At 68.8% G+C, this 22,736-nt stretch carries 21 protein-coding genes and 6 tRNA genes; 10 read left to right on the top strand and 17 right to left on the bottom strand.

Annotation, left to right across the window (positions count from 1 at the left end):
• Positions 1–144: 144 nt before the first annotated feature.
• The 6 genes from ruvB to tesB all read right to left on the bottom strand — a co-directional run bounded on the left by ruvB (position 145) and on the right by tesB (position 5,082).
• The gene (gene ruvB / locus C6Y44_RS11195) at positions 145–1,314 is read right to left on the bottom strand and encodes a Holliday junction branch migration DNA helicase RuvB (RefSeq protein ID WP_120282382.1); all 1,170 of its coding nucleotides are present in this window, start codon (positions 1,312–1,314) and stop codon (positions 145–147) included.
• Positions 1,311–1,907 (bottom strand): Holliday junction branch migration protein RuvA, encoded by a 597-nt coding sequence (gene ruvA / locus C6Y44_RS11190; protein WP_106199921.1) that lies wholly within the window; start codon positions 1,905–1,907, stop codon positions 1,311–1,313. The genes ruvB and ruvA overlap by 4 nt, the downstream gene beginning before the upstream one ends.
• Positions 1,904–2,482: a crossover junction endodeoxyribonuclease RuvC gene (gene ruvC / locus C6Y44_RS11185; protein ID WP_059381322.1), complete on the bottom strand. Its 579-nt coding sequence runs from the start codon at positions 2,480–2,482 to the stop codon at positions 1,904–1,906. Before ruvC ends, ruvA begins: the two co-directional genes overlap by 4 nt.
• A 196-nt stretch (positions 2,483–2,678) precedes the next feature.
• Positions 2,679–3,431 carry a YebC/PmpR family DNA-binding transcriptional regulator gene (locus C6Y44_RS11180; RefSeq protein ID WP_106199924.1) on the bottom strand — a complete coding sequence of 251 codons (753 nt, stop codon included), beginning with the start codon at positions 3,429–3,431 and terminating at the stop codon, positions 2,679–2,681.
• 105 nt (positions 3,432–3,536) lie between these two features.
• On the bottom strand, positions 3,537–4,175 hold the full coding sequence (pdxT, locus tag C6Y44_RS11175) for a pyridoxal 5'-phosphate synthase glutaminase subunit PdxT (RefSeq protein ID WP_106201536.1): 639 nt from the start codon (positions 4,173–4,175) through the stop codon (positions 3,537–3,539).
• A gap of 82 nt (positions 4,176–4,257) precedes the next feature.
• Positions 4,258–5,082 carry an acyl-CoA thioesterase II gene (tesB, locus tag C6Y44_RS11170; RefSeq protein WP_059381320.1) on the bottom strand — a complete coding sequence of 275 codons (825 nt, stop codon included), beginning with the start codon at positions 5,080–5,082 and terminating at the stop codon, positions 4,258–4,260.
• A 142-nt stretch (positions 5,083–5,224) separates the two neighbouring features.
• Here tesB and C6Y44_RS11165 point away from each other — a divergent pair, with 142 nt between their 5' ends.
• Together C6Y44_RS11165 and C6Y44_RS11160 are read left to right on the top strand one after the other, a co-directional pair.
• Positions 5,225–6,046 carry an alpha/beta fold hydrolase gene (locus tag C6Y44_RS11165; protein WP_120282381.1) on the top strand — a complete coding sequence of 274 codons (822 nt, stop codon included), beginning with the start codon at positions 5,225–5,227 and terminating at the stop codon, positions 6,044–6,046.
• A complete protein-coding gene (locus C6Y44_RS11160; protein ID WP_159418492.1) occupies positions 6,043–7,239 on the top strand; it encodes a SpoIIE family protein phosphatase in 1,197 nt (398 codons plus the stop codon). The genes C6Y44_RS11165 and C6Y44_RS11160 overlap by 4 nt, the downstream gene beginning before the upstream one ends.
• A 5-nt stretch (positions 7,240–7,244) precedes the next feature.
• On the opposite strand, the gene pdxS is transcribed toward C6Y44_RS11160, so the two are convergent.
• The 9 genes from pdxS to C6Y44_RS11115 all read right to left on the bottom strand — a co-directional run bounded on the left by pdxS (position 7,245) and on the right by C6Y44_RS11115 (position 16,092).
• Positions 7,245–8,147, bottom strand: a complete 903-nt coding sequence (pdxS, locus tag C6Y44_RS11155) for a pyridoxal 5'-phosphate synthase lyase subunit PdxS (RefSeq protein ID WP_059381317.1) — start codon at positions 8,145–8,147, stop codon at positions 7,245–7,247.
• Positions 8,148–8,396: 249 nt separating this feature from the next.
• The gene (locus tag C6Y44_RS11150) at positions 8,397–9,515 is read right to left on the bottom strand and encodes an NUDIX hydrolase (protein WP_192378841.1); all 1,119 of its coding nucleotides are present in this window, start codon (positions 9,513–9,515) and stop codon (positions 8,397–8,399) included.
• A complete protein-coding gene (locus tag C6Y44_RS11145; RefSeq protein ID WP_120282376.1) occupies positions 9,512–10,639 on the bottom strand; it encodes a glycosyltransferase family 4 protein in 1,128 nt (375 codons plus the stop codon). The genes C6Y44_RS11150 and C6Y44_RS11145 overlap by 4 nt, the downstream gene beginning before the upstream one ends.
• Positions 10,640–11,542, bottom strand: a complete 903-nt coding sequence (locus C6Y44_RS11140; RefSeq protein WP_120282375.1) for a phosphatidylinositol mannoside acyltransferase — start codon at positions 11,540–11,542, stop codon at positions 10,640–10,642.
• Positions 11,539–12,210 (bottom strand): phosphatidylinositol phosphate synthase, encoded by a 672-nt coding sequence (pgsA, locus tag C6Y44_RS11135; RefSeq protein ID WP_159418494.1) that lies wholly within the window; start codon positions 12,208–12,210, stop codon positions 11,539–11,541. Before pgsA ends, C6Y44_RS11140 begins: the two co-directional genes overlap by 4 nt.
• 151 nt (positions 12,211–12,361) lie before the next feature.
• The gene (locus C6Y44_RS11130; RefSeq protein ID WP_060653306.1) at positions 12,362–12,883 is read right to left on the bottom strand and encodes an HIT family protein; all 522 of its coding nucleotides are present in this window, start codon (positions 12,881–12,883) and stop codon (positions 12,362–12,364) included.
• Between the two features lie 59 nt (positions 12,884–12,942).
• Positions 12,943–15,009: a threonine--tRNA ligase gene (thrS, locus tag C6Y44_RS11125; RefSeq protein WP_192378840.1), complete on the bottom strand. Its 2,067-nt coding sequence runs from the start codon at positions 15,007–15,009 to the stop codon at positions 12,943–12,945.
• Positions 15,010–15,148: 139 nt separating this feature from the next.
• A complete protein-coding gene (locus C6Y44_RS11120; protein WP_159418496.1) occupies positions 15,149–15,781 on the bottom strand; it encodes a DUF742 domain-containing protein in 633 nt (210 codons plus the stop codon).
• 239 nt (positions 15,782–16,020) lie between these two features.
• Positions 16,021–16,092: transfer RNA gene (locus C6Y44_RS11115), tRNA-Val, on the bottom strand.
• A gap of 432 nt (positions 16,093–16,524) precedes the next feature.
• Here C6Y44_RS11115 and C6Y44_RS11110 point away from each other — a divergent pair.
• The 5 genes from C6Y44_RS11110 (at position 16,525) to C6Y44_RS11090 (ending at position 16,987) form a co-directional block, all read left to right on the top strand.
• Positions 16,525–16,597, top strand: a tRNA-Gly gene (locus tag C6Y44_RS11110).
• Positions 16,598–16,622: 25 nt separating this feature from the next.
• Positions 16,623–16,693 (top strand) — tRNA-Cys (locus C6Y44_RS11105).
• Position 16,694: 1 nt separating this feature from the next.
• Positions 16,695–16,769 (top strand) — tRNA-Val (locus C6Y44_RS11100).
• A 50-nt stretch (positions 16,770–16,819) separates the two neighbouring features.
• A tRNA-Gly gene (locus tag C6Y44_RS11095) sits at positions 16,820–16,895 on the top strand.
• 20 nt (positions 16,896–16,915) lie between these two features.
• A tRNA-Val gene (locus tag C6Y44_RS11090) sits at positions 16,916–16,987 on the top strand.
• Between the two features lie 139 nt (positions 16,988–17,126).
• On the opposite strand, the gene C6Y44_RS11085 is transcribed toward C6Y44_RS11090, so the two are convergent.
• Entirely contained in the window at positions 17,127–17,621 is a 495-nt protein-coding gene (locus tag C6Y44_RS11085; RefSeq protein ID WP_159418497.1) for a 2-isopropylmalate synthase, read from the bottom strand.
• Positions 17,622–18,021: 400 nt separating this feature from the next.
• Between C6Y44_RS11085 and C6Y44_RS11080 the strand changes: the two genes are divergently transcribed.
• The gene (locus C6Y44_RS11080) at positions 18,022–18,591 is read left to right on the top strand and encodes a GNAT family N-acetyltransferase (protein WP_120282370.1); all 570 of its coding nucleotides are present in this window, start codon (positions 18,022–18,024) and stop codon (positions 18,589–18,591) included.
• 54 nt (positions 18,592–18,645) lie between these two features.
• Here C6Y44_RS11080 and zapE read toward each other — a convergent pair whose 3' ends face one another.
• Positions 18,646–19,659: a cell division protein ZapE gene (zapE, locus tag C6Y44_RS11075; protein ID WP_120282369.1), complete on the bottom strand. Its 1,014-nt coding sequence runs from the start codon at positions 19,657–19,659 to the stop codon at positions 18,646–18,648.
• Between the two features lie 180 nt (positions 19,660–19,839).
• Between zapE and C6Y44_RS11070 the strand changes: the two genes are divergently transcribed.
• Both C6Y44_RS11070 and C6Y44_RS11065 read left to right on the top strand, forming a co-directional pair.
• Positions 19,840–21,384: an alpha/beta fold hydrolase gene (locus tag C6Y44_RS11070; protein WP_120284212.1), complete on the top strand. Its 1,545-nt coding sequence runs from the start codon at positions 19,840–19,842 to the stop codon at positions 21,382–21,384.
• 63 nt (positions 21,385–21,447) lie between these two features.
• Positions 21,448–22,683: a glycosyltransferase family 87 protein gene (locus C6Y44_RS11065; protein ID WP_159418498.1), complete on the top strand. Its 1,236-nt coding sequence runs from the start codon at positions 21,448–21,450 to the stop codon at positions 22,681–22,683.
• Positions 22,684–22,736: the final 53 nt, after the last annotated feature.

The raw sequence follows: 22,736 nt of genomic DNA, 5'->3' as shown, positions 1-22,736 counted from the left end.
TGAAGTCAGTCCTCGGTCGTTGTCGGTGGGTGGTGACGCGAGCGACACCAGCGGGTCGTGGTGGCGCATGCGGCACCACGACATCGGGATCGGCCTCCACGGACCGACGCAGTAGACCAGTGTGCCATTCCCCGGGCGAGCGTCCTACCGCCGTACGTCCGGATCGTCCGGGTCGGACGGATCGATGCCGTCGTCGAGGGTGCCGGCGGGGTCGTCCTCGAACAGCTCGAGCTGGGGTTCGCGTGCACGCACCTCGATGCCACCGGTGGCGGCCTCCGGCGGCGGGGTGAGGCCGAGCTGCAACCAGGCGGCCTGCGTCGCGACACGTCCGCGCGGGGTGCGGGCGACCATGCCGGCGCGGACCAGGAACGGCTCGCACACCTCCTCGACGGTTGCGGGCTCCTCCCCCACGGCCACGGCGAGTGTCGACACGCCGACCGGGCCGCCACCGAAACTGCGGACGAGTGCGCCGAGGACGGCGCGGTCGAGACGGTCGAGACCGATCGGGTCGACGTCGTACACCTCGAGCGCGGCCTGGGCGACGGCCCGGGTGACGACACCGTCGGCGCGCACGTCGGCGTAGTCGCGGACACGGCGGAGCAACCGGTTGGCGATACGCGGCGTGCCGCGGGAGCGACCGGCGATCTCCGCTGCGGCGTCGTCGCGCAGATCGATACCGAGGATCGACGCGGAGCGGTGCAGGATCCGCTGCAGTTCGGGAGGCTCGTAGAAGTCCATGTGCGCGGTGAAACCGAACCGGTCGCGGAGCGGGCCGGTGAGGGCACCGGAACGGGTGGTCGCGCCGACGAGGGTGAACGGTGCGACCTCGAGCGGGATCGATGTCGCGCCGGGCCCCTTTCCTACCACGACGTCGACGCGGAAGTCCTCCATCGCGAGGTACAGCATCTCCTCGGCCGGTCGGGCGATGCGGTGGATCTCGTCGATGAACAGCACGTCGCCCTCGGCGAGATTCGACAGCATCGCGGCGAGATCGCCGGCGCGTTCGAGCGCGGGACCGGAGGTCAGTCTCAGCGACGTGCCGAGTTCGGCGGCGATGATCATCGCCATCGACGTCTTGCCGAGACCGGGCGGGCCGGACAGGAGGATGTGGTCGGGAGTGCCGCCGCGGAGTTTCGCTCCTCGCAGGACGAGCTGCAACTGCTCGCGGACCCGCGGTTGACCGATGAAGTCGTCGAGGCTGGTCGGACGCAGGCTCGTCTCGATGTCGCTGTCGGAGGGCAGATGCTCCGCCGTGACCGGCGACTGCTCGCGGTCGGCCGATGCAGCATCGAATTCGCGGTACTCGTCGGTCACCGCGACCTGCCCAGCAGCTTGAGCGCCGAGCGCAGAGCCGTCGAGACGTCGGCGCCCGGGTCCTCGGTGAGGACCTTGTCGGCGGCCGGCTCGGCCTGACGCGGCGTGAATCCGAGACCGACCAGCGCCTCGACGATCTGGTCGCGCAGCGGCGAGGCACCGGCCGCGACGGGCGACGACCCCGTGGCGCCGAAGGCCGCGACCTTGTCGCGCAGTTCGACGATCATGCGTTCGGCACCGCGCTTGCCGATCCCGGGCACCCGCGTCAGCGCCGCGGTGTTGCCGTCGGCGAGAGCCGCACGCAGAGCATCGGGTTCGAGGACGGCGAGCGTGGCCATGGCGAGCCGAGGACCGACGCCGCTGACCGTCTGCAGCAGGCCGAACAGCTCGCGCGCCTCCGCGTCGACGAAGCCGTACAGCGTCATGGAGTCCTCGCGGACGATCATCGCGGTGGCGAGCCTGGCCTGCTCACCGCGCCGGAGACCGGCGAGGGTCGCGGGTGTGGTGTTGATCCGATAGCCGATCCCACCCGCCTCGATCACCACGTGGTCGAGGGCTATGTCGAGTACCTCGCCGTGTACCGAGGCGATCACCGGCTACCTGCCTTCCGTGCGGCCGACTGTTCGCGCAGCCGCTCCTCGTAGCGTTTCTTCTGCTGGGCGGCCGCAGCTTCGGCGGCCGCGAGTCTGGCGAGCAGCGGGGCCCGCCAACAGTGTGCGACGGCCAGCGCGAGCGCGTCGGCGGCGTCGGCGGGCTTCGGCGCGGCGTCGAGCTTGAGGATGCGGGTGATCATCGTGGTCACCTGCTTCTTGTCGGCCGTGCCACTGCCGGTGACCGCGGCCTTCACCTCGCTCGGCGTGTGGAACATGACCGGGATCGAGCGACGCGCCGCTGCCAGGGCGACGACGCCGCCGGCCTGCGCGGTGCCCATCGCGGTGCGCACGTTGTGCTGGGAGAACACGCGCTCGATCGCGACGACGTCGGGCTTGTAGCGGTCCATCCACTCCTCGACCGAGTCGGAGACCTTGAGGAGCCGGTGCTCGAGGTCGAGTTCGGGCGAGGTGCGGATGACGCCGACGGCGACGGGGATCACGTCGCGTCCGCGTCCCGTGTCGACCATCCCCAGACCACAGCGGGTCAGACCGGGGTCGACACCCATCACGCGCACCCGACTCACCTCTCGACACCCGAATACGGCCGGTTTCCGATGCATCCGACGGACCCGACCTCGCTTCGCACGATTGCGAACGCCTGTTCGAGAGCATAGCGGCCGGGGTCGGGTGCCGGGAGACCGACACGCGACCCCGACCACTGTGACGAGTACGACGAGCGTCGCTCGTGGACGAGTACGACGAGAGCGTCGCTCAGGCGTCGAGTTCGGCGAGTACGTCGTCGGGGATGTCGACGTTCGTGTAGACGTTCTGCACGTCGTCGCAGTCCTCGAGCGCGTCGACCAGCTTCATGACCTTGCGTGCACCCTCGGCGTCGACGGGCACCTCGACGGACGCCCGGAAATCGGGGTCGGCCGAGTCGTAGTCGATGCCGGCGTCGACGAGAGCCGTACGCACGGCGATCAGGTCGGACGCCTCGGAGACGATCTCGAAGGAGTCGCCGAGATCGTTGATCTCCTCGGCACCCGCTTCGAGGACGACCTCGAGGATCTCGTCCTCGGAGCGGCCGTTCTTCTCGAGCACGACGACACCCTTGCGGGTGAACAGGTAGGCCACCGAACCCGGATCGGCCATGTTGCCGCCGTTGCGGGTCATCGCCGTGCGGACCTCGCCGGCGGCGCGGTTGCGGTTGTCGGTCAGACACTCGATGAGCAGCGCGACACCGTTGGGGCCGTAGCCCTCGTAGGTGATGGTCTGCCAGTCGGCACCGCCGGCTTCCTCACCGCCGCCGCGCTTGCGGGCACGCTCGATGTTGTCGTTCGGGACCGAGCTCTTCTTCGCCTTCTGGATGGCGTCGAACAGGGTCGGGTTACCCGCCGGGTCGCCACCGCCGGTCCGAGCCGCCACCTCGATGTTCTTGATGAGCTTCGCGAACATCTTGCCGCGCTTGGCGTCGATGACCGCCTTCTTGTGCTTGGTGGTGGCCCATTTGGAGTGGCCGCTCATTCGCTTCGAGCCCCTTCCGGCGAAGTGTGGTCGGCGTCAACCGACAGGTCGGAGCGTCGATTCTACTCGCTCCCGGTATGAGCCACCGGCACGGTGGCCGTGTCGTCATGTCGCCGAGGCCGTCGGACGCACCCGAGGTCGGGTCGCCGAGCGCACGGTCTCCACGAACAGCCGGTGCACGCGGTGGTCGCCGGTGATCTCGGGATGGAAGGAGGTCGCGATCACGCCGCCCTGACGCACCGCGACCACCCGGCCCGCTGCCGGCCCGTCCGGAACCGTGGCCAGGACCTCCACGTCGGGCCCGACCTCCTCCACCCACGGGGCTCGGATGAACACCGCGCGCACCGGCCCGTCGTCGAGACCCGTCATCGGCAGGTCGGTCTCGAACGAGTCGACCTGTCTGCCGAAGGCGTTGCGGCGCACCACGATGTCGAGGGCGTCGAGGTGTTCGGCGTCCTCGGTGGTATCGAGCACCCGGGAGGCGAGCAGGATCATGCCGGCGCACGAACCGTAGGCGGGCAGGCCCGCCTTCAATCGGGTCCGCAACGGCTCGAGCAGGTCGAACACGCGCAACAGGCGGCTGACCGTCGTGGACTCCCCACCGGGGAGGACGATGCCGTCGACCTCGTCGAGTTCGCGCTCGCGCCGCACCGCGATCGTCCGCGCGCCCGCCGCCTCGAGGGCGCTGCGGTGTTCGCGAACGTCGCCCTGCAATGCCAGGACGCCGATCGTGGGGGAAGAAATGGTCACCGTTGCCTGCCTGTCCGTTCGGGGTCGCCGGTGCGCAGGCACTCTGTGGGGACGCCCTCGTCGGGGACGTCCTCGTTCAGGACTCGCGCAGGTACCGCGTGAGTCCTTCCTGCACCACCGCCGCGACCATGTTGCCGTTGCGATCGAAGATCCGCCCCTGGGTGAGTGCGCGCCCCAGCCCGGCGGAGGGTGACGTCTGGTCGTAGAGCAGCCAGTCGTCGGCGCGGAACGGGCGCAGGAACCACATCGCGTGGTCCAGGGATGCGCCCTGCGTCCGCTCGTCGTCGTGGCCGACGCTCGCCGAGCCGAGCAACGTCATGTCGCTCATGTACGCGAGCGTGCACACGTGGAAGACCGGATCGTCGGGGAGGATCTCGCGGGACTTGAACCACAGCTGCTGCTGCGCAGCCATCCTGCTCGACGAGTCCATCCGGTCGCGGGGAACGAACCGGAAGTCCCATTCGGCCCATTCCTTCTTCGCCCACAGCAGGGTCGCGTCGTCGACCACGGTCTCCGGGTCGGGCAGTTCCTCCGGAGCCGGCACCCGCGGCATCGTGTCCTGGTGCTCGATCCCCTCGTCGCGCACGTGGAACGACGCCGACATGGTGAAGATCGCCTTGCCGTCCTGGACGGCCGTCACGCGCCGGGTGCAGAAGGAGCGGCCGTCGCGGATCCGGTCGACGAGGTAGACGATCTGCATCGTCGGGTTCCCCGGGCGGAGGAAGTAACCGTGCAGCGAGTGGACCCCGAATGCGGGATCGACGGTGCGGACCGCCGACACGAGCGCCTGACCTGCGACCTGACCACCGAACGTCCGCGGCAGCAACGTCTCCGTGGCTATCCCCCGGAAGATGTCGTTCTCGATCTGTTCGAGCGCCAGGATCTGCTCGATCTTCGCCATGGGAACTCCTTCTGTGCACCGTACGCAAGAAGGCTAACTGCACGGACGAGAACCGAATGCCGTGTCCCCGGGAAGCGGTGGGGAAACCGGGATCGCTATCGCGTAGCGCATATGGCACCCTCGGGAGAACGGAGGGGGTGCAATGCGACAAGTCACCGATGTGGTGCGCAGGAACAGCGTGACGATCACGGGCAACCGAGAGGGCCCGGTGGTCGTCCTCGCGCACGGTTTCGGCTGCGACCAGCACCTGTGGCGCCTGGTGATCCCGCTGCTCGAACCCGACTTCACGGTGGTGCGGTTCGATCACGTGGGCTCCGGGCGTTCCGATGCGACCGCCTGGCACTCCCAGCGCTATTCGCGTATGGAGACCTACGCCGAGGACGTCGTGGACCTGTGCCGGAGCCTGGATCTCGGTCCGGTGCTTTTCGTCGGCCACTCGGTGAGCGCGTCGATCGGTGCCCTCGCGGCGGCGGCTGCCCCGGAGGTCTTCTCCGGTCTCGTGCTGCTCGCACCGTCCCCGTGCTTCATCGACGATCCGGCCACCGGTTACCGAGGTGGGTTCAGCGCCGACGACATCGACGAGCTGCTCGAATCCCTCGAGGCGAACTATCTGGGCTGGACCGAGTCGATGGCGCCGGTCATCATGGGCAATCCCGATCGGCCGGAGCTCGGCGACGAACTCGCCGAGATCTTCTGCCGCACGGATCCCGAGGTGGCGCGTGTCTTCGCCCGGGTGACCTTCCTGGCCGACAACCGCTCCGATCTGTCCGCGGTGTCGGTGCCCACGCTCGTCGCCCAGTGCGCCCACGATGCGATCGCTCCGCGCGAGGTCGGTGCCTTCGTTCACGAGCAGATCCCCGGGAGCGAACTCGTGACCCTGAACGCGACCGGCCACTGCCCGCAGCTCAGCGCACCCGAAGAGACAGCAGCCGCGATCGCGGCGTTCGCGCGCCGATCGGGGTGACGGCGACGACCGATCGGACCCTCGATCCCCGTATCCGACACGGTGATGCGCTGTACGACAACGCGCCGTGCGGATTCCTGACGACGCTCCCGGACGGCCGGATCACGGAGGTGAACCGGACGTTGACGGACTGGCTCGGGTTCCCGAGCGACGAACTGGTCGGCAAGCGGTACTTCTCGGACCTGCTCAGCGTGGGCGGCCGCATCTACCACGAGACCCACTACGCGCCGCTCCTCCTCATGCACGGCCAGATCAACGGGATCGCCCTCGAACTCGTCCGTGCCGACCGGACCCGGCTGCCGGTCCTGGCCGCCTCGGTGGTCGAGCCGGACGCCGAGGGCAGGCCCGCGCTGATCCGCACGATGCTGTTCGATGCCCGCGAGCGCCGCGCCTACGAGACGGAACTGCTCCGTGCCCGTCGCGAGGCGGAACTCGAGCGTGAGCGGCTCCGCACGATCAACGCCACGCTCCAGGCGACCCTGCTTCCACCGAGCCTGCCGGCGGTACCGGGACTCGAGGTCGACGCGTACTACCACATCGCGTCCCCCGACGAGGTCGGCGGCGACTTCTACGACCTGTTCCCCGCGCGCGCCGGCACGTGGGGGCTGTTCCTCGGCGATGTGTGCGGAAAGGGTGCTCGCGCAGCGGCGGTCACGTCGATCGTCCGCTACACGCTGCGTGCAGCGGCGGTCTACGAGACGTTCCCGTCCGCGGCGCTCAGGACGCTCAACACCACCCTGCTCGACGAACGCGACAGCGAGACGCGAGCTCCCTTCTGCACGCTCACCTTCGGCACGGTCGCGCCCGATCCGGACACGGGACGGGTCGACATCCGTCTCGCCTCGGGTGGGCATCCGCCGCCGCTCCTCGTGCGCGCGAACGGCAACGTCGACTATCTCCCCACGATCGGCGGACAGCTGATCGGAATGCTGCCCACGCCGCGGCTCGTCGAGCACACCTTCGCGCTGCGACCAGGCGACACGCTGCTGCTGTACACCGACGGGGTGACCGAGGCCCTCGTCTCCGGTGAGACCCGCGAACGCTTCGGGGAGGACCGGCTCCTCGACCACGTCCGCGCATCGAAGCCGACGAGCGCGGCCGAAGCGGTCGGAGCCGTCCGCGAGGCGCTCGCGACGCTCGGGGCGGGCGTGCAGGACGACGTCGCCCTGCTCGCCCTGCACGCACCCCGGTAGAACGATCACCAGCCGCGTTCGGCGAGCCGGTGCGGCTGCGGGATCTCGTCGACGTTGATACCGACCATCGCCTCGCCGAGGCCCCGCGAGACCTTCGCGAGCACATCCGGATCGTCGTGGAAGGTAGTGGCCTTGACGATTGCGGCCGCACGCTGGGCGGGGTTGCCCGACTTGAAGATTCCGGAGCCGACGAACACGCCCTCGGCGCCGAGCTGCATCATCATCGCCGCGTCGGCGGGGGTGGCGATGCCACCGGCGGTGAAGAGGGTGACGGGCAGCTTGCCGGCCCGGGCGACCTCGACGACGAGGTCGTAGGGGGCCTGCAGTTCCTTGGCGGCGACGTAGAGCTCGTCCTCGGGAAGCGAGGTCAGGCGGCGGATCTCCTGGCGGATCCGGCGCATGTGGGTCGTGGCGTTCGAGACGTCGCCGGTGCCGGCCTCGCCCTTGGAGCGGATCATCGCCGCGCCCTCGTTGATACGGCGCAGTGCCTCACCGAGATTCGTGGCGCCGCACACGAACGGCACGGTGAACGCGAACTTGTCGATGTGGTTCTCGTAGTCGGCAGGGGTGAGCACCTCCGACTCGTCGATGTAGTCGACCCCGAGGGCCTGCAGGATCTGCGCCTCCACGAAGTGGCCGATGCGCGCCTTGGCCATGACGGGGATCGAGACGGCCTCGATGATGCCGTCGATCATGTCGGGATCGCTCATGCGCGACACGCCGCCCTGCGCGCGGATGTCGGCGGGCACGCGTTCGAGGGCCATGACCGCCACCGCGCCGGCGTCCTCGGCGATCTTCGCCTGCTCGGGGGTCACCACGTCCATGATCACCCCGCCCTTGAGCATCTCGGCCATGCCGCGCTTGACGCGGGCGGTGCCGGTGACGGGGGCGGTATCGGGGCTGGTCACGATGGGGGTCCTCCTCGGTGGACGGATCGGCGAATACTTCCGGCGCACGGGCGACGGACAGCGGATCCCAGCCTAGGGGCGCAGCCGAGCCGGTCCCATAGCCAGTTCAGAACAACTGGACTGCATCACATCGGTCCACTCTCCGAACGGGTACTGGAGATCCTGCGCGTTCCCGAGAGGAACCGTCCAGTTCCGCGAACTGGACCTCCACGTAAGGCGCCCGCGGCCGGACCGGAAGGGTTCAAAAGTTCAGTGGATCGCGCGGATCTCCGGCTCGAGCCGCCGCGTCGCGACCTGCCGCGCCTCATCGAGGAGCTCGGGCAGATCGTTCGGGTAGACCGGGTTCCCGGACCGCACCAGCGTCTGCAGTTCGTCGTCGTCGAACCAGCGATGTTCGAGCCGCATGCTCCGCTCGAGATCGGTGAAGCCGTCCGCAGCGGGTTCGAAGGACGGCACTCGCACCGCGAAGAACAGCTCCTCCGAGTGCAGGACCTCACCGTTGAACGGGAAGACGGCCACGCGCCGCCACATCGGCCCGCACAGCAGGTCGCGCTCGACCCGCAGGCCGGTCTCTTCGACGAGCTCCCGGAGCGCGGCCGTCGCCAGGTCCTCGCCGGGTTCGACGGCGCCGCCGATCGTGAACCAGAAGTGCCGCTCGGGCACCGCGGGGTCATGTCCGCGCAGGAGCAGGACCCGGCCGTCCTCGTCGAGCACCACGACGCGGGCCGACGTGCGTGCCCGATCCGGCACCGGGGTGGTCCGCGCAGCGGGAGCAGTGGCAGTGCCGGAGGCAAGGGCAGTGCCGGAGGTAGGGGCGGCGTCCGAGGAAGGGGACGTGCCGGAAACGGCGGGAGGCGCGGTGGCGACCGCACCCGCCCGCTCGGCGATCTCGAAATAGGTGGGCAGCGGCGCGGTTCCCCCGAGGTGCAACCAGCGGACCGATCGCCGGGTGCGCAGCGCCAGGGTGTCGCGTACCGCGTCGTTGTGGAAGCGGCGGGCGATGAGCACCCGCGCCTCGGCGTCGGCGAGTTCGGCCACGAGCTGGGGGCGCAGCCGGCCGGTCTCGATCCGTGCCAGTGCGGCCGACAACGCGTTCTCGGCCTCCTCGCGCCGGTCGCGGTCGGCCCGCTCCGCGGTGTCGGCGAGCAGCGCGAGTGCGCGTCCCTCCGGGACGGGGATCGACGCGGCGATGCTCCGCACGACCACCGCGCGACGCGCCAGGGCCGCATCGAGTGCCTGCCAGGACAGATCCGAGCGCACGTGGAGGCGGTCGAGTCGGTTGGCGGTGGAATAGGCCCACACACCGATCGCCACGACCACCGCGGCGATCAGCGACAGGACGAGGATCGTCACTGCACTGAGGGTCACGACCGGACCTCCCGCACCGGGCCGGCGCCGACGGTGACGGTCTCGTAGACCCGCAGGATCTGATCCGCGACCACCGGCCAGTCGTACGCCTCGACCACCGTGGATCCGAAGTCGACCAGTGCCTGCCGGCGGTCGTCGTCGTCGAGGACCTCGAGGATGCCGCGCGCGAGCGCGTCTGCGTCGCCGACCGGGACGAGGACACCGGCCTGCCCGTCGCGCAGCACCCGGCGGAAGGCGTCGAGCTGGGAGGCGACGACCGCCGTCCCTGCAGCCATGGCCTCGACGAGCACGATGCCGAAGCTCTCACCACCGAGGTTCGGCGCGCAGTACACATCCGCGCTGCGCATCGCGGACGCCTTGTCGTCGTCGTCGACCTGCCCGAGCAGGCGCAGGTGCCGGAAGTAGCGTCCCGCTTCCTTCCGCAACCTGTCCTCGTCGCCGCGCCCGACCACGAGGATCTCGATGTCGGGGTGACGCGCGACGAGTGCGGGCAGCGCGCCCAGCAGGACATCCATGCCCTTGCGGGATTCGTCGTACCGGCCGAGGAAGAGCACCGTACGGCCCGGTCGCGGATAGTCGGGCAGCAGCGGGGCGTGCCGGAAGAACGGCACGTCGACACCGTTGGGGATCTCGACCGCGTCGGCGCCGAGAGAGGTGACCTGCCAGCGCCGGGCCAGCTCGGACACCGCGATCCGGCCGCTGATCTTCTCGAGATAGGGCTGTAGGACGCCCTGGAAGGTGCTGAGCACCAGCGATTTCGTCGTCGATGTGTGGAAGGTCGCCACGATCGGGCCTTCCGCCACCTTGAGGGCGAGCATCGACAGGCTCGGCGCGTTCGGTTCGTGGATGTGGAGGACGTCGAAATCGTTGTCGTTGATCCAGCGACGGACCCGGGCGTAGGAGACCGGACCGAAGCTCAGGCGCGCGACGGACCCGTTGTACGGGATCGCGACGGCGCGACCGGCGGAGACCACGAAGTCGGGCAGGGGCGTCGTCTCCGACGCCGGTGCCAGCACGCTCACCTCGTGCCCGCGGCCGATGAGGACCTCCGCGAGATCTACGACGTGCGCCTGTACTCCACCGGGAACGTCGAAGGAGTACGGGCAGACCATCCCGATCCTCACCTACGCCTCCATCCGGGCACGGCGAGCCTCCGACAGGTCGTCGAGCCACAACGGTTGCAGCATGTGCCAGTCCTCGGGGTGGGCGGCGATGTTGGCGGCGAACCGGTCGGCGAGGGCCTGTGTGGCAGCGTCGATCCCGGCGCTCACGTCGAGCTCCGGATCCACGCGGAACCCCCAGCCGTCCTCGGTGAACCAGCAGTGCACCGGCAACAGTGCCGCACCGGTGTCGATGGCCAGTTTCGCCGGTCCGGCGGGCATGCGGGTGGGTTCGCCGAAGAAGGTGACCGGCACTCCCTTGCGGGCGAGGTCGCGTTCGCCGAGCAGGCACACGATCCGGTTGCCGCGCAGCCGCGCGGCCAGTTCCCCGAACGGCGGCGTCTCCCCGCCGCTCGAGGGGAAGATCTCGAAGCCGAGCCCCTCGCGGTAGTCGAGGAAACGGCGGTAGAGCGATTCGGGTCGCAGGCGCTCGGCGACCGTGGTCAGCCCGCCGAAGTAGCGGACGCACCACACGCCGGCGAGATCCCAGTTCCCACTGTGCGGCAGGGCCAGGATCGCGCCGCGACCGGCGGCGAGCGCCGCCTCGATGTGCTCGCGGCCCTCGATGGACGAATCGATCGACTTCGCGGTCGCGTCGAGATCCATCGCCGGCAGGCGGAACGCCTCGCGCCAGTAACGCGCGTAGGACCGGACCGACCGGCGGATCAGATCGTCGGGCACCTCGTGCGGCTGCACCCCGAGCACCCGCGCGAGGTTGCGTCGCAGTTGCTGGGGTCCGCCGTCACGCCGCGCCGCGTAGTCGGCGCCGGCGTCGAACAACCGTCGCGCGACGCCGTCGGGCAGTGCCCGGACCAGACGCCAGCCCCCCGCGTACGCGAGATCGGACGCCTTCTCGCCGACACTCACTGCGCTCCCCCGTCGTCCCGGGTCTCCGTCGTCCCGCCGGCCGGGGGTGTGATGGGAAGCAGTTCGCGCGCACCCGTGGAGTTGCGGACGGCGAGAACCCGCTGGAAGACGGTGATCACCGATCCGACGACGAGCAGCCACATCGCGATGTGGATCGCCCAGTCGAGCCCGAGGCCGGTGAGACCGGCGCCCACGAGCACGACCACGAGCCGGTCGGGCCGCTCGATCAGACCACCGTCGGCGGACAGTCCGCTCGCCTCGGCCCGCGCCTTCGCGTACGAGATGACCTGCGACGTCGCGAGACAGATCAGGGTGGCGACGAACAACGGGCGGCTCTGCTCGTGGTAGACGGCCCACCATGCCAGACCACCGAAGATCGCGCCGTCGGCGACCCGGTCGCAGGTCGCGTCGAGGACCGCTCCGAAGCGCGTTCCGCCACCGCGAGCCCGGGCCATGGCGCCGTCGAGCATGTCGAACATGACGAACAGCCAGATGACCATCGCACCCCAGAACAGGTGTCCCATGGGGAACAGGGTCACGGCGGCGGCGATCGTGGCGACGGTACCGATGAGCGTGACGGCGTCCGGAGTCAGGCCGGTACGGATCAGCGCCTTACCGAGCGGCGCGGTGACCTTCGACACCGACGCACGCCCGAAGAAGCTCAGCATCCCGCGACCCCTGTCTTCCTGTCCGACCGTTGTGTCCGGAATCCGATCCTGCCACGAGTGGAGCCGGAAATGCGCAGTCGGCCCGCGGCGGATCGGCATGCGAACGGCACCACGGCCGTGCGCTGCGATCGCGACGACTCTGGGAGGGCTGTCACTCGTCCCATGCCGAGGCGAGCAGTGCACGGGTGTCGCGCAGCAGCTGCACCATCACCTTCGACCCACCGAGGACGGTGATGAAGTTGGCGTCCCCACCCCAGCGCGGCACGACGTGCAGGTGGAGATGCTCGGCCAGCGAGCCTCCCGCTGCGGCGCCGAGGTTGAGGCCGACGTTGAAGCCGTGCGGACGCGAGACGCGCTTGATGACGCGGAGCGCCCGCTGCGCGAACTGCATGAGCTCGGCGCTCTCCTCGGGCGTCAGATCTTCGAGGTTGGCCACCCGGCGATACGGTACGACCATCAGATGACCCGGGTTGTACGGGTACAGGTTGAGCACCGCGTACACCAGTTCGCCGCGTGCGACGACGAGGCCCTCCTCGTCGGACATCTTGGGGATGTCGGTGAAGGGCTCGTACGGCTCGTCGCGACCCCGCGGGGACTCGGTGATGTACGACATGCGATGGGGCGACCACAGGCGCTGCAGGTGATCGGACTCCCCCACGCCGCGGTCGACCATCGAGGCGGGACTGTCGTCGGTCGCCGGGATGTCGGCGGGCCCCGGGGTACGGTCGCCCGTCACGACGGGCTGCCTTCCCCGCCGGAACCGACGAGTTCGGCGGTGGGCGAGGCGTTCTCGCGGCGGCGGACCCACTCGGTGACGATCCGCACGGCCTCGTCGACGGGCACGCCGTTGACCTGCGTGCCGTCGCGGAAGCGGAAGCTCACCGCGCCGGCCGCGACGTCGCGCTCGCCGGCGAGCAGCATGAACGGCACCTTCTGCGTGGTGTGGGTGCGGATCTTCTTCTGCATGCGGTCGTCGGAGACGTCGACCTCGGCGCGGATCCCCTGCGCCTTCAGCTTGCCGACGACATCGAACAGGTGGCCCTCGAAGTCGGCGGCCACGGGAATGCCCACGACCTGCACGGGCGAGAGCCACGCGGGGAAAGCACCGGCGTAGTGCTCGGTGAGCACACCGAAGAACCGTTCGATGGAACCGAACAGGGCGCGGTGGATCATGACGGGGCGGTGCTTGGCACCGTCGGCGCCGGTGTACTCGAGCTCGAACCGCTCGGGCAGGTTGAAGTCGAGCTGGATCGTCGACATCTGCCAGCTGCGACCGAGCGCGTCCTTGACCTGCACCGAGATCTTCGGGCCGTAGAAGGCGGCTCCGCCCGGGTCGGGCACGAGGTTCAGGCCGGAGGCCTCACCGACCTCCCGCAGCGTCTCGGTCGCGACGTCCCACAGCTCCTCGCTGCCGACGAACTTCTTGGGGTTCTTCGTCGACAGTTCGAGGTAGTAGTCGTCGAGCCCGTAGTCCTTGAGCAGGTCGAGGATGAAGTTCAGGACGCTGGTGAGCTCGTCGCGCATCTGCTCGGGAGTGCAGAAGATGTGCGCGTCGTCCTGCGTCATGCCGCGCACGCGGGTCAGACCGTGGACGACACCGGACTTCTCGTAGCGGTAGACCGAACCGAACTCGAACATGCGCAGCGGCAGTTCGCGGTAGGAACGCCCGCGCGACCGGAAGATCAGGTCGTGCATCGGGCAGTTCATGGGCTTGAGGTAGTAGTCCTGGCCCGGCTTGCGGACGGTGCCGTCCTCGTTGAGCTCCTCGTCGATGTGCATCGCCGGGAACATGCCGTCGCGGTACCAGTCGAGGTGACCGGAGACCTCGTACAGCTGGCCCTTGGTGATGTGCGGCGAGTACACGAACTCGTAGCCTGCCTCGACGTGCCGCTGGCGCGAGTAGTTCTCCATCTCCTGGCGGATGATGCCGCCCTTGGGATGGAAGACGGGCAGACCCGAACCGAGCTCGTCGGGGAACGAGAACAGGTCGAGCTCGTTGCCGAGCTTGCGGTGGTCGCGGCGTTCGGCCTCGGCGAGGAGTTCGAGGTGCGCGTCGAGGGCCTCGGTGGACTCCCAGGCCGTGCCGTAGATGCGCTGCAGGCCGGCGTTGTCCTGGTCGCCGCGCCAGTAGGCCGCGGAGCTGCGCGTGAGCTTGAAGGCCGGGATGAACTTGGTGGTGGGCACGTGCGGGCCGCGGCACAGGTCCTTCCAGACGAGCTCACCCGTGCGCGGGTTGAGGTTGTCGTAGATGGTCAGTTCCTTGCCGCCGACCTCCATCACCTCGGGGTCGTCTATGCCGGACTTGTCGTCGATGAGTTCGAGCTTGAACGGCTCGTCCTTCAGTTCCTCGCGGGCGTCCTCGAGGCTGTCGACGACGCGGCGCGCGAAGCGCTGGGCGTCCTTGACGATCTTCTTCATCCGCTTCTCGAGCTTCGCGAGATCCTCGGGAGTGAAGGGACGTTCGACCTGGAAGTCGTAGTAGAAGCCGTCGCGGATGGGCGGGCCGATGCCGAGCTTGGCCTCCGGGAACTCCTGCTGCACGGCCTGCGCGAGCACGTGGGCGGCCGAGTGACGGATGACGCTGCGGCCTTCCTCGGTGTCGGCGCCGACGGCCTCGACCTCGACGTCCGCTTCGGGCGTCCAGGACAGATCGCGCAGTGCGCCTTCGGAGTCGCGGACGACCACGATCGTCTCGGGTCCCTTGGTGGGCAGACCCGCGTCACGGACCGCCGCGCCCGCAGTGGTCCCCGCGGGCACCCGGACGATCGTGGCTGGTTTCGCGGATGCGGGCGTGGTCACTGTGACGGACTCCTCGGCTCGATGCCTGATACGTGGTCGTCGCCGGGCACGTGCTGCGGTCGACGACCGCGAGCACACGGCAACTTCATCATGCTATCGACATCCGCGCGGACCGCGGACACAGGGAGCCGCGAAGTCCTCAGAGGTGGTTGAGACCCGTCAGTACCCGTTCGAGCAGTTCGACGTTCGGCCCCACCTTGTCGGCCGTGCGGTGCACGGTGATCTCGCCGGTCGCCGCGAGATCCCCGACGAGCACGCGCGCGACACCGAGTGGGATCTGCGCGAGGGCAGCGATCTCCATGATCGATCTCGGCTGGGCGCACAACGCCAGCACGAGGCGATGCTCGTCCATCGCCGGACCGGACTCGCTGCCCATCGCGGAGGGGACGGCCGACACGAGCACTTCGAGAGGCAGCTCCACCTCGGCTCGGGTGCGTCCCCCGCTCCGCACGAACGGGCGCACGAACGACGACGTCTCTGGCTGGTTCATGTCCTCGATTCCCACACTGGTCCCGGTGCCCGCATTCCGGCCGGCCGCCTGCGCTGTGTCGACCGGCTCTGTTGCGCCGACCGCCTGCGCTGTGTCGACCGGCTGCGCTGCGGGCCGGTACATCTCGGCTGCCGTGACCTCGTCCACGACGGGGCCCGGCTCGCGGTGATTCCGTACCGGCACGGCGTGATCCGCCGGCCGTCGACGTCGACGGGACCGACCGGATCCGAATCTCGCTCCGGTCGCCCCCACGACCGGCCATTCGCTGTCCGCAACGCTCATCCGGACGTGTCCTCCTCGACGACCACGATCCTGCCATCACTATGCGCACTTCGGCCACAAGCACCACAGCTGTGCCCACACGACACGCGTGGTCGAGCCCGATGGGGCCGTTGCGGTTCGAAGGAAATACGCGCTCGCGGGCGACCCGCCCGACCGGGTGCCACGCACGCTCAACGATTTCATCAAGGTACGAAAAAAGGCACCCCTGCGGGGGTGCCTTTCGTCACTGTCGATCTCGGTGGTCCCGGCTGGGATCGAACCAGCGACCTCCCCGGTGTGAACGGGACGCTCTTCCACTGAGCCACGGGACCGGGCCGCTTCGCAGCGGCTCGAACGAGATGGAACACTAACACGCTCCCGCCACGAAGACGAATCGCCTGGTCGCAGCGTTTCGACGTGATGTTCCGGGTAGCGCGTCCGCGCGGCTCCTCGCGCGCGCGTACGCGGGCGGGCAAGAGACCGTGCCCGAGGAGGCAGGAGGACGCACCCGGAGCCCCGGGACGTCGACGGCCCTCCGCTCGGGAGGACCGGAGGGCGCATTTGCCGGCCGGAGCGACACGAGCGGTGGACGCGGGCTGGACTTCCGAAGCCCGATTCGTCGCCTCCCGCGGGGGTCATCGACCCGTCACCTTCGCGAAATCTGCCGGTTTTCTTCCGTTGACCTGCGGATTTGTGTGTTTCGTAGATGCTCGGCTACTGTTTTGAACCGCACCACGGAGAGCAAGACGCCGAACGGTGCGAATGCGGATGTAGCGCAGCTGGTAGCGCATCACCTTGCCAAGGTGAGGGTCGCGGGTTCGAATCCCGTCATCCGCTCGAGAGGTTGGACTCGACCTTTTACGGTGGAGTGGCCGAGTGGTGAGGCAACGGCCTGCAAAGCCGTGCACACGGGTTCGATTCCCGTCTCCACCTCGCGCGATTAGCTCAGCGGGAGAGCGCTTCCCTGACACGGAAGAGGTCACTGGTTCAATCCCAGTATCGCGCACCAGGTTCGACCAGCACGTGGGTCGAGCCGGTTCACCGAAACAACGTGCACATGCGGATGTAGCGCAGCTGGTAGCGCATCACCTTGCCAAGGTGAGGGTCGCGGGTTCGAATCCCGTCATCCGCTCCACTCCGGCGATCACCATGCCGGCGCGATTAGCTCAGCGGGAGAGCGCTTCCCTGACACGGAAGAGGTCACTGGTTCAATCCCAGTATCGCGCACAGAAGATGAAGGCCCCCTTCGAATTTCGGAGGGGGCCCTCATCCGTTCGTAGGGCCGGCCGATCGTCCGGGTCACCCGGTGAGGATCCGACAGCGGGCAGTCCGATGCGGAAGCACTCCCCCGCACCGGACCGGCGCGTCACGCGCCGAGCTTGTTGATCCCCGCGATCATGGCCCGCAGCGACGACTCGCTGCCGGTCTCGCCCGTGCCCATCACCCAGACCGTGCGCTCGCCGGAGCGGCACAGCAGGAAGGTCGCGGACATCTCACCGAGGTCGTGGCGGTGGAACGACAGGATCTCGATGTTCAGCCCGAGGTCGTACAGCATCGCGGTCATCGCGGCGATCGGTCCGCAGGTCGTGGCGGATGCCGTGTGGATCGTGTCGCCGATCGCGATCGTTGCCTCGAAGGCGCTGCGTCCCGCACCCAGGGCCGTCGCGGTCCAGCCACCGAGGCGGACCGGGCCGTGCTGCGCACCGTAGGTGGATTCGAACTCCGTCCAGCTCATGCCGGAGGCTTCCTCGCGCAATCCCCGAGGAAGGGCACGTCCGTAACGGGCGAAGAACGGATCGGCATCAGGGGTGCCGAAGGGGAACATCGGGGCGAAATCCGAGAAGGAGGTGAAGGCGTTCATCGTTCGTAGTGGTCTTCCACGAGAAGGAAGGACCGACGCGTAGCTCAACGACCCGCAGCGAGGGGTCGGTCCGAATCAGACCCCGCTACGGCGGTGAACTACGAGTACGCGCTTCATAGCCGCGACGGTACAACGCCCCGACATTTCGTGCAAGTCGCATGCACGGGACCGTGTGACGCAACCGTGACCACGGTCGCTGGAACCTGAGGGATCCCTCATGTAGCGTGGATGTTGCCATCCCCCCGATGGTGTCGAACCCCAGCCATGACCCCCCATCCAAGGCTGGGGTTCAGCCATATTCGGACCCTTCTCCGTCTCGCGTCCGGGCTCGTGTCTCCGTCTCGCATCGACACGCGGGGCATCTGCCGGATCGTCCCGTCCGAGTGCTTCACTGGTGTGCATGTCCATGCCACCACTCGAAGAAGCGATCTCCGTCGACGAGGCGGGCATCTGGGATGCCGAGGCGATCGCTCAGGTCGCTGCCGCGACCTTCCCGCTCGCCTGCCCTCCGGACGCCGCCGAGGACGACATCGCCGACTTCATCGAGCGCACCCTCAGCGCGGAGAAGTTCGCCGAGTACCTGTCCTCCCCCGAACGCATCGTTCTCGAGGCGCGCGCGGGTGAGGAGATCGTCGGATACCTGATGGCAGTGGACGCCGCTCCGGAGGATCCGGCGATCGACACGATGATCACGGCGCGGCCGGCGATCGAGATCAGCAAGCTGTACGTGATACCGGGCCATCATGGTTCCGGAATCTCTGCGGCGCTCATGGATGCGATCGTCGCGCGGGCCCACACGCTCGGGCGTGCCGGCCTGTGGCTCGGCGTCAACCAGAAGAACACCCGCGCCCGACGCTTCTACGAGAAGCAGGGCTTCGAGGTGGTGGGCACGCGCACGTTCGTCGTGGGCGCGCAGACGCACGACGATTTCGTCATGCAGCGCACCCTCCGAACGGATGTCGGCCGGTGAGCCGATGATGCGGTGAAGGTCGACCCGGCGGGCATGCGCGCGCCGGGTATCCGATCAGCCCGCGGCGACCTCGAAACGGGACAGCGCCAGCAGGCGGGACGTCGCGCGCAGGTACTTCTTGCGGTAGCCGCCCGCGAGCATCTCGGACGTGAAGATCTCGTCGAGCTTGGCGCCGGAGACCGTCACAGGGATGCTCGCGTCGTACATGCGGTCGGCGAGGACCACCAGACGCAGGGCCACCGACTGGTCCTTCGCCGGGTGCACACCTTCGAGGAAGACAGCGGGGACACCCTCGACGAGCTTGCCGTAACGCGACGGGTGCAGCGTGCTCAGGTGCGCGCACAGCTCGTCGAAGTCGTCGAGCGTGGCACCCGGGATCGCATCGGCGCGCTCGGAGAGCTCGGCCGAGTCGACCGGATCGGGTGCGGGCGGCAGGTCGCGGTGACGGTAGTCGGGGCCGTCGACGCGGATGGTCTCGAAGATCGACGCGAGCTTCTTGATCTCGCGCAGGAAGTCCTGTGCCGCGAACCGTCCCTCACCCAACTGGCCGGGAAGCGTGTTGGAGGTCGCGACGATCGAGACGCCGCGGGCCGACAGTTCGGTCAGCAGACGCGAGACGAGCATGGTGTCGCCCGGATCGTCGAGTTCGAACTCGTCGATGCACAGCACGCTGTGGTTCGACAGCTCCTCGACGGCCTTGTTGAACCCGAGGGCGCCGACGACGTGGGTGAGCTCGACGAACGTGCCGAAGGCCTTGGGCGCGGGTGCGCTGTGGAAGATCGAGGCGAGCAGGTGGGTCTTGCCCACGCCGAAGCCGCCGTCGAGGTAGAGGCCGGCACCCTGCGGCTGGGAGCGACGGCCGAACAGGCCGCGCTTGCCGCCGCGGATCTTCCCGATCTTGCCGACGAACTCCGCCGCGGTCTTCACCGCAGCCGCCTGGCTCGGCTCGTTCGGATCCGGAATGTACGACTCGAAGCTCACCTCGTCGAACATCGCGGGGGGCACCATCTGCGCCACCAACTGGTCTGCAGGCACCACCGGATTGCGGTCGACGAGACGTTCGTGCATTAGCCCAGGGTACGACCGCATCATGCTCGGATCCTCACTCGAATCCGGAATGCGACCTACTTCACACGGCGTTCACCTCGACGTCACGCACCGGGAGGACACTTCGGATCGGCCGCTCCACCACCGGTTGCACGCGCCCGCCGGTGAACCTGGCAGGCTGTGCGCATGCGCAGATCGGGAGTGATCGCCGCGATGTTGATCACGGTTGCCGCGGCGTCGACCGCGTGCGGAGCAGGACCGTCGATACGTCCCGACGTCGCCGTGGTGCGCGACGATCCCGGTATCGCCGTCGACAGGACCCCGCAGGACGAGACCGAGGTACCCGAACTTCCGGTGCCGTCGGCCGAACCGGCATGGCGGAACTGCACGGACGAGACGCTCTCCTCGTTCGACGCACCGCCCGGTCCCCAGGGTCTCGTCCTCGAGTGCGCGGAGGTCGTCGCCCCGATCGATGCGGCCGGCAACGTGGCGGGCACCTTCCCGCTGGCAGTCATGCGCGCACGGTTGCCCGACACCCCCACCGACGTGGCGCCGCTGGTTCTCACGACCGGCGCCGACATCGCGTCGACGCGCGCACTGACCGGCATGGCGACCGGCCCGATGTCCGGTGCACTGACGATGCGCCCGATCATCGCGGTGGATCGGCGCGGAATCGGCAACTCGCTCGCAATCGACTGCATCTTTCCCGCGGATCGTCGCGGTCTCGGCGATCTCGGACAATTCGGCCGCACCGGCGATGCACCCGAACGTGTCGCCGATCTGGGCCGTCAGGCGACCATCTCGTGCACCGACTACCTGCAGCCGCAGCAGCTGATGTTCGGCGCATCACACGCCGCCGACGACATCGAACGCCTCCGCCAGGCATGGGGCGTGGACCGGATCGGTCTCCTCGGGGTGGGGAACGGTGCGACGGTCGCGCTCGCCTACGCCGCCGCCTATCCGGGCGCGGTCGGCCGTCTCGTCCTCGATTCCCCCGCCGCGGCCACCGCCGACGCCGAACTCATGGCCGAGTCGCAGGCCCGCGGCGCGGAGGCCGCCGTCGATGCCTTCGCCCGGCAGTGCACCGCCCTCGACTGCGCCCTGGGCGACGATCCCCGCGCGGCGATCGAGGATCTGCACGAGCAGGCCACCGGGGGTGATCTCGCGCCGGTCTCGGCCAATTCGTTCCTCACGGCGCTGACGGGTGTCCTCGGCACGCCGCGCGCCGATCTGCAGGCCCGCGTCCGTGAGGTGGCGGACGTCCTCGCAGCCGCGCGGGACGGCGATGTCATGCCGCTCATCGAACTGGTCGGTGCGGCCGAGGAGAGGCTCTCGACGGACGGTCAGTTCGTCGCCCGGTGCAGCGACGGACAGCGGTGGCCGACCCCGACCCACGCGGGCGATCTCGCCCGGAGCTGGTCCACCCTGTATCCGCTGTACGGCGCGGACCTGGCGACGGGCCTGACGGCGTGTGCGGCGTGGCCGAGCCTGCCTCCCCCGCCGCTGCCGGCGGCGCTCGACGTGCCCGTGCTCGTCTCCTCGGGGGCCGCGGACCCCGTCGTGGGCAATGCCGGCGTGGAGTCGGTGACCGGTGTGCTCACCGCAGGCGGTATCGCCTGGGCGTCGCTGTCGTGGCAGGGTGCCGGTTACTCGGCGGTCCTGCACTCGGGTTGTGTGCAGGCCCGGGTGGAGGCCTATCTGTCCGGCGGGGAACTTCCGCCCAACGGGAGCCTGTGCCCCGCGTGACGTTCCCCGACCGGGGTCAGGGCGTGTGCACGGGTCCGCAGGCCCGCGGTGTACCGTGCCGTAGTGTTCCTCAGAAGTCTCGAACCCCGGACCGCACGCACGACCGCCGAGGTGGTCAAGGCTGTGATGTGGCCCCTTGCCGTACTGACGGTTCTGCACCGGGTCGTGATCAAAGCGGTCAACGGGTTCCGGACGGACGACTTCACCCCGGTCTACAACGCGGCGCTGGCCTTCCTCAACCGCCGGCCGGTGTACACCGCCGAGTTCCAGTGGGTCGATCCCCACTACCTCTATCCGCCTTCCGGCACGTTGTTGATCGCCCCGATCGCGGTGATCGACCCCGAGCGGTCGCGGTGGTTGTTCATCCTCGCCAATGCGATCGCGATCCTCGTCGCGCTCTATCTGTTGCTGCGCATGTTCGGTCTGCGACTCGATTCGCCGATCGCGCCGGTGCTGGTCTTCGCCGCGTTCGCGTCCGAGACGGTGACGAACACGCTCGTCTTCACGAACATCAACGGTCTCGTCCTGCTCGGCGAGATCGCGTTCCTGACGCTGCTGCTCAAACGACGTGATCTGTGGGCGGGGGCTGCGCTCGGCCTGACCTTCGCCGTCAAACCGATCCTCGCTCCCCTGCTGTTGCTCCCGCTCGTGCGCGGACAGTGGAAGGTCTTCATCACCGCCGCGGGTGTCCCGATCGCGCTGACGATCATCGCGTGGCCCCTGTCGGTCGACGCGTGGCAGTTCGTCGAGCACACCGTGCCGTACCTGCTCGAGTCCCGCGACTACTTCAACAGCGCGATCGTCGGCAACGGCATGTACTACGGGCTCCCGGCCTGGCTGATCTTCGGTCTGCGGGCGGCGCTCGCGGTGATGGTCGCGGTGTCGGTGTGGTTGCTCTACCGCTACTGCCGCCACGACGAGGTGTTCTTCGTGTGCACCGCCGGTGGTGTGTTGCTCGCCGCTTCGTTCCTGCTCGGATCGCTCGGCCAGATGTACTACTCGATGATGCTGTTCCCGCTGCTGATGACGGTGCTGCTGCCGAACTCCGTGATGCGGAACTGGCCCGCCTGGCTCGCCGTCTACGGCTTCCTGAGCTACGACTCGTGGCTGTCGAGCCGGTGGGTGGAGGCCGGGCGCGCGGCGGAGTACATGAAGACCACCTTCGGCTGGTCGCTGCTGCTCATCGTCGTCTTCGCCGTCCTGCTCGACCGCTACCTCGTCGCGAAGCGCGAAGGGCGCCTGGCGGACGGCATCGAGCCGTCGCACCTGCTCGAGGAGAAGCAGCTGGCACGGACGTGATCCGTCCGTGCCGGTGCAGACGTGACGCGCGCGCCGAGCGCGGTTAGCGTGGA

Source organism: Rhodococcus rhodochrous (assembly GCF_014854695.1).
GTDB lineage: Bacteria > Actinomycetota > Actinomycetes > Mycobacteriales > Mycobacteriaceae > Rhodococcus.
This window is presented reverse-complemented; position numbering and strand designations above follow the sequence as displayed.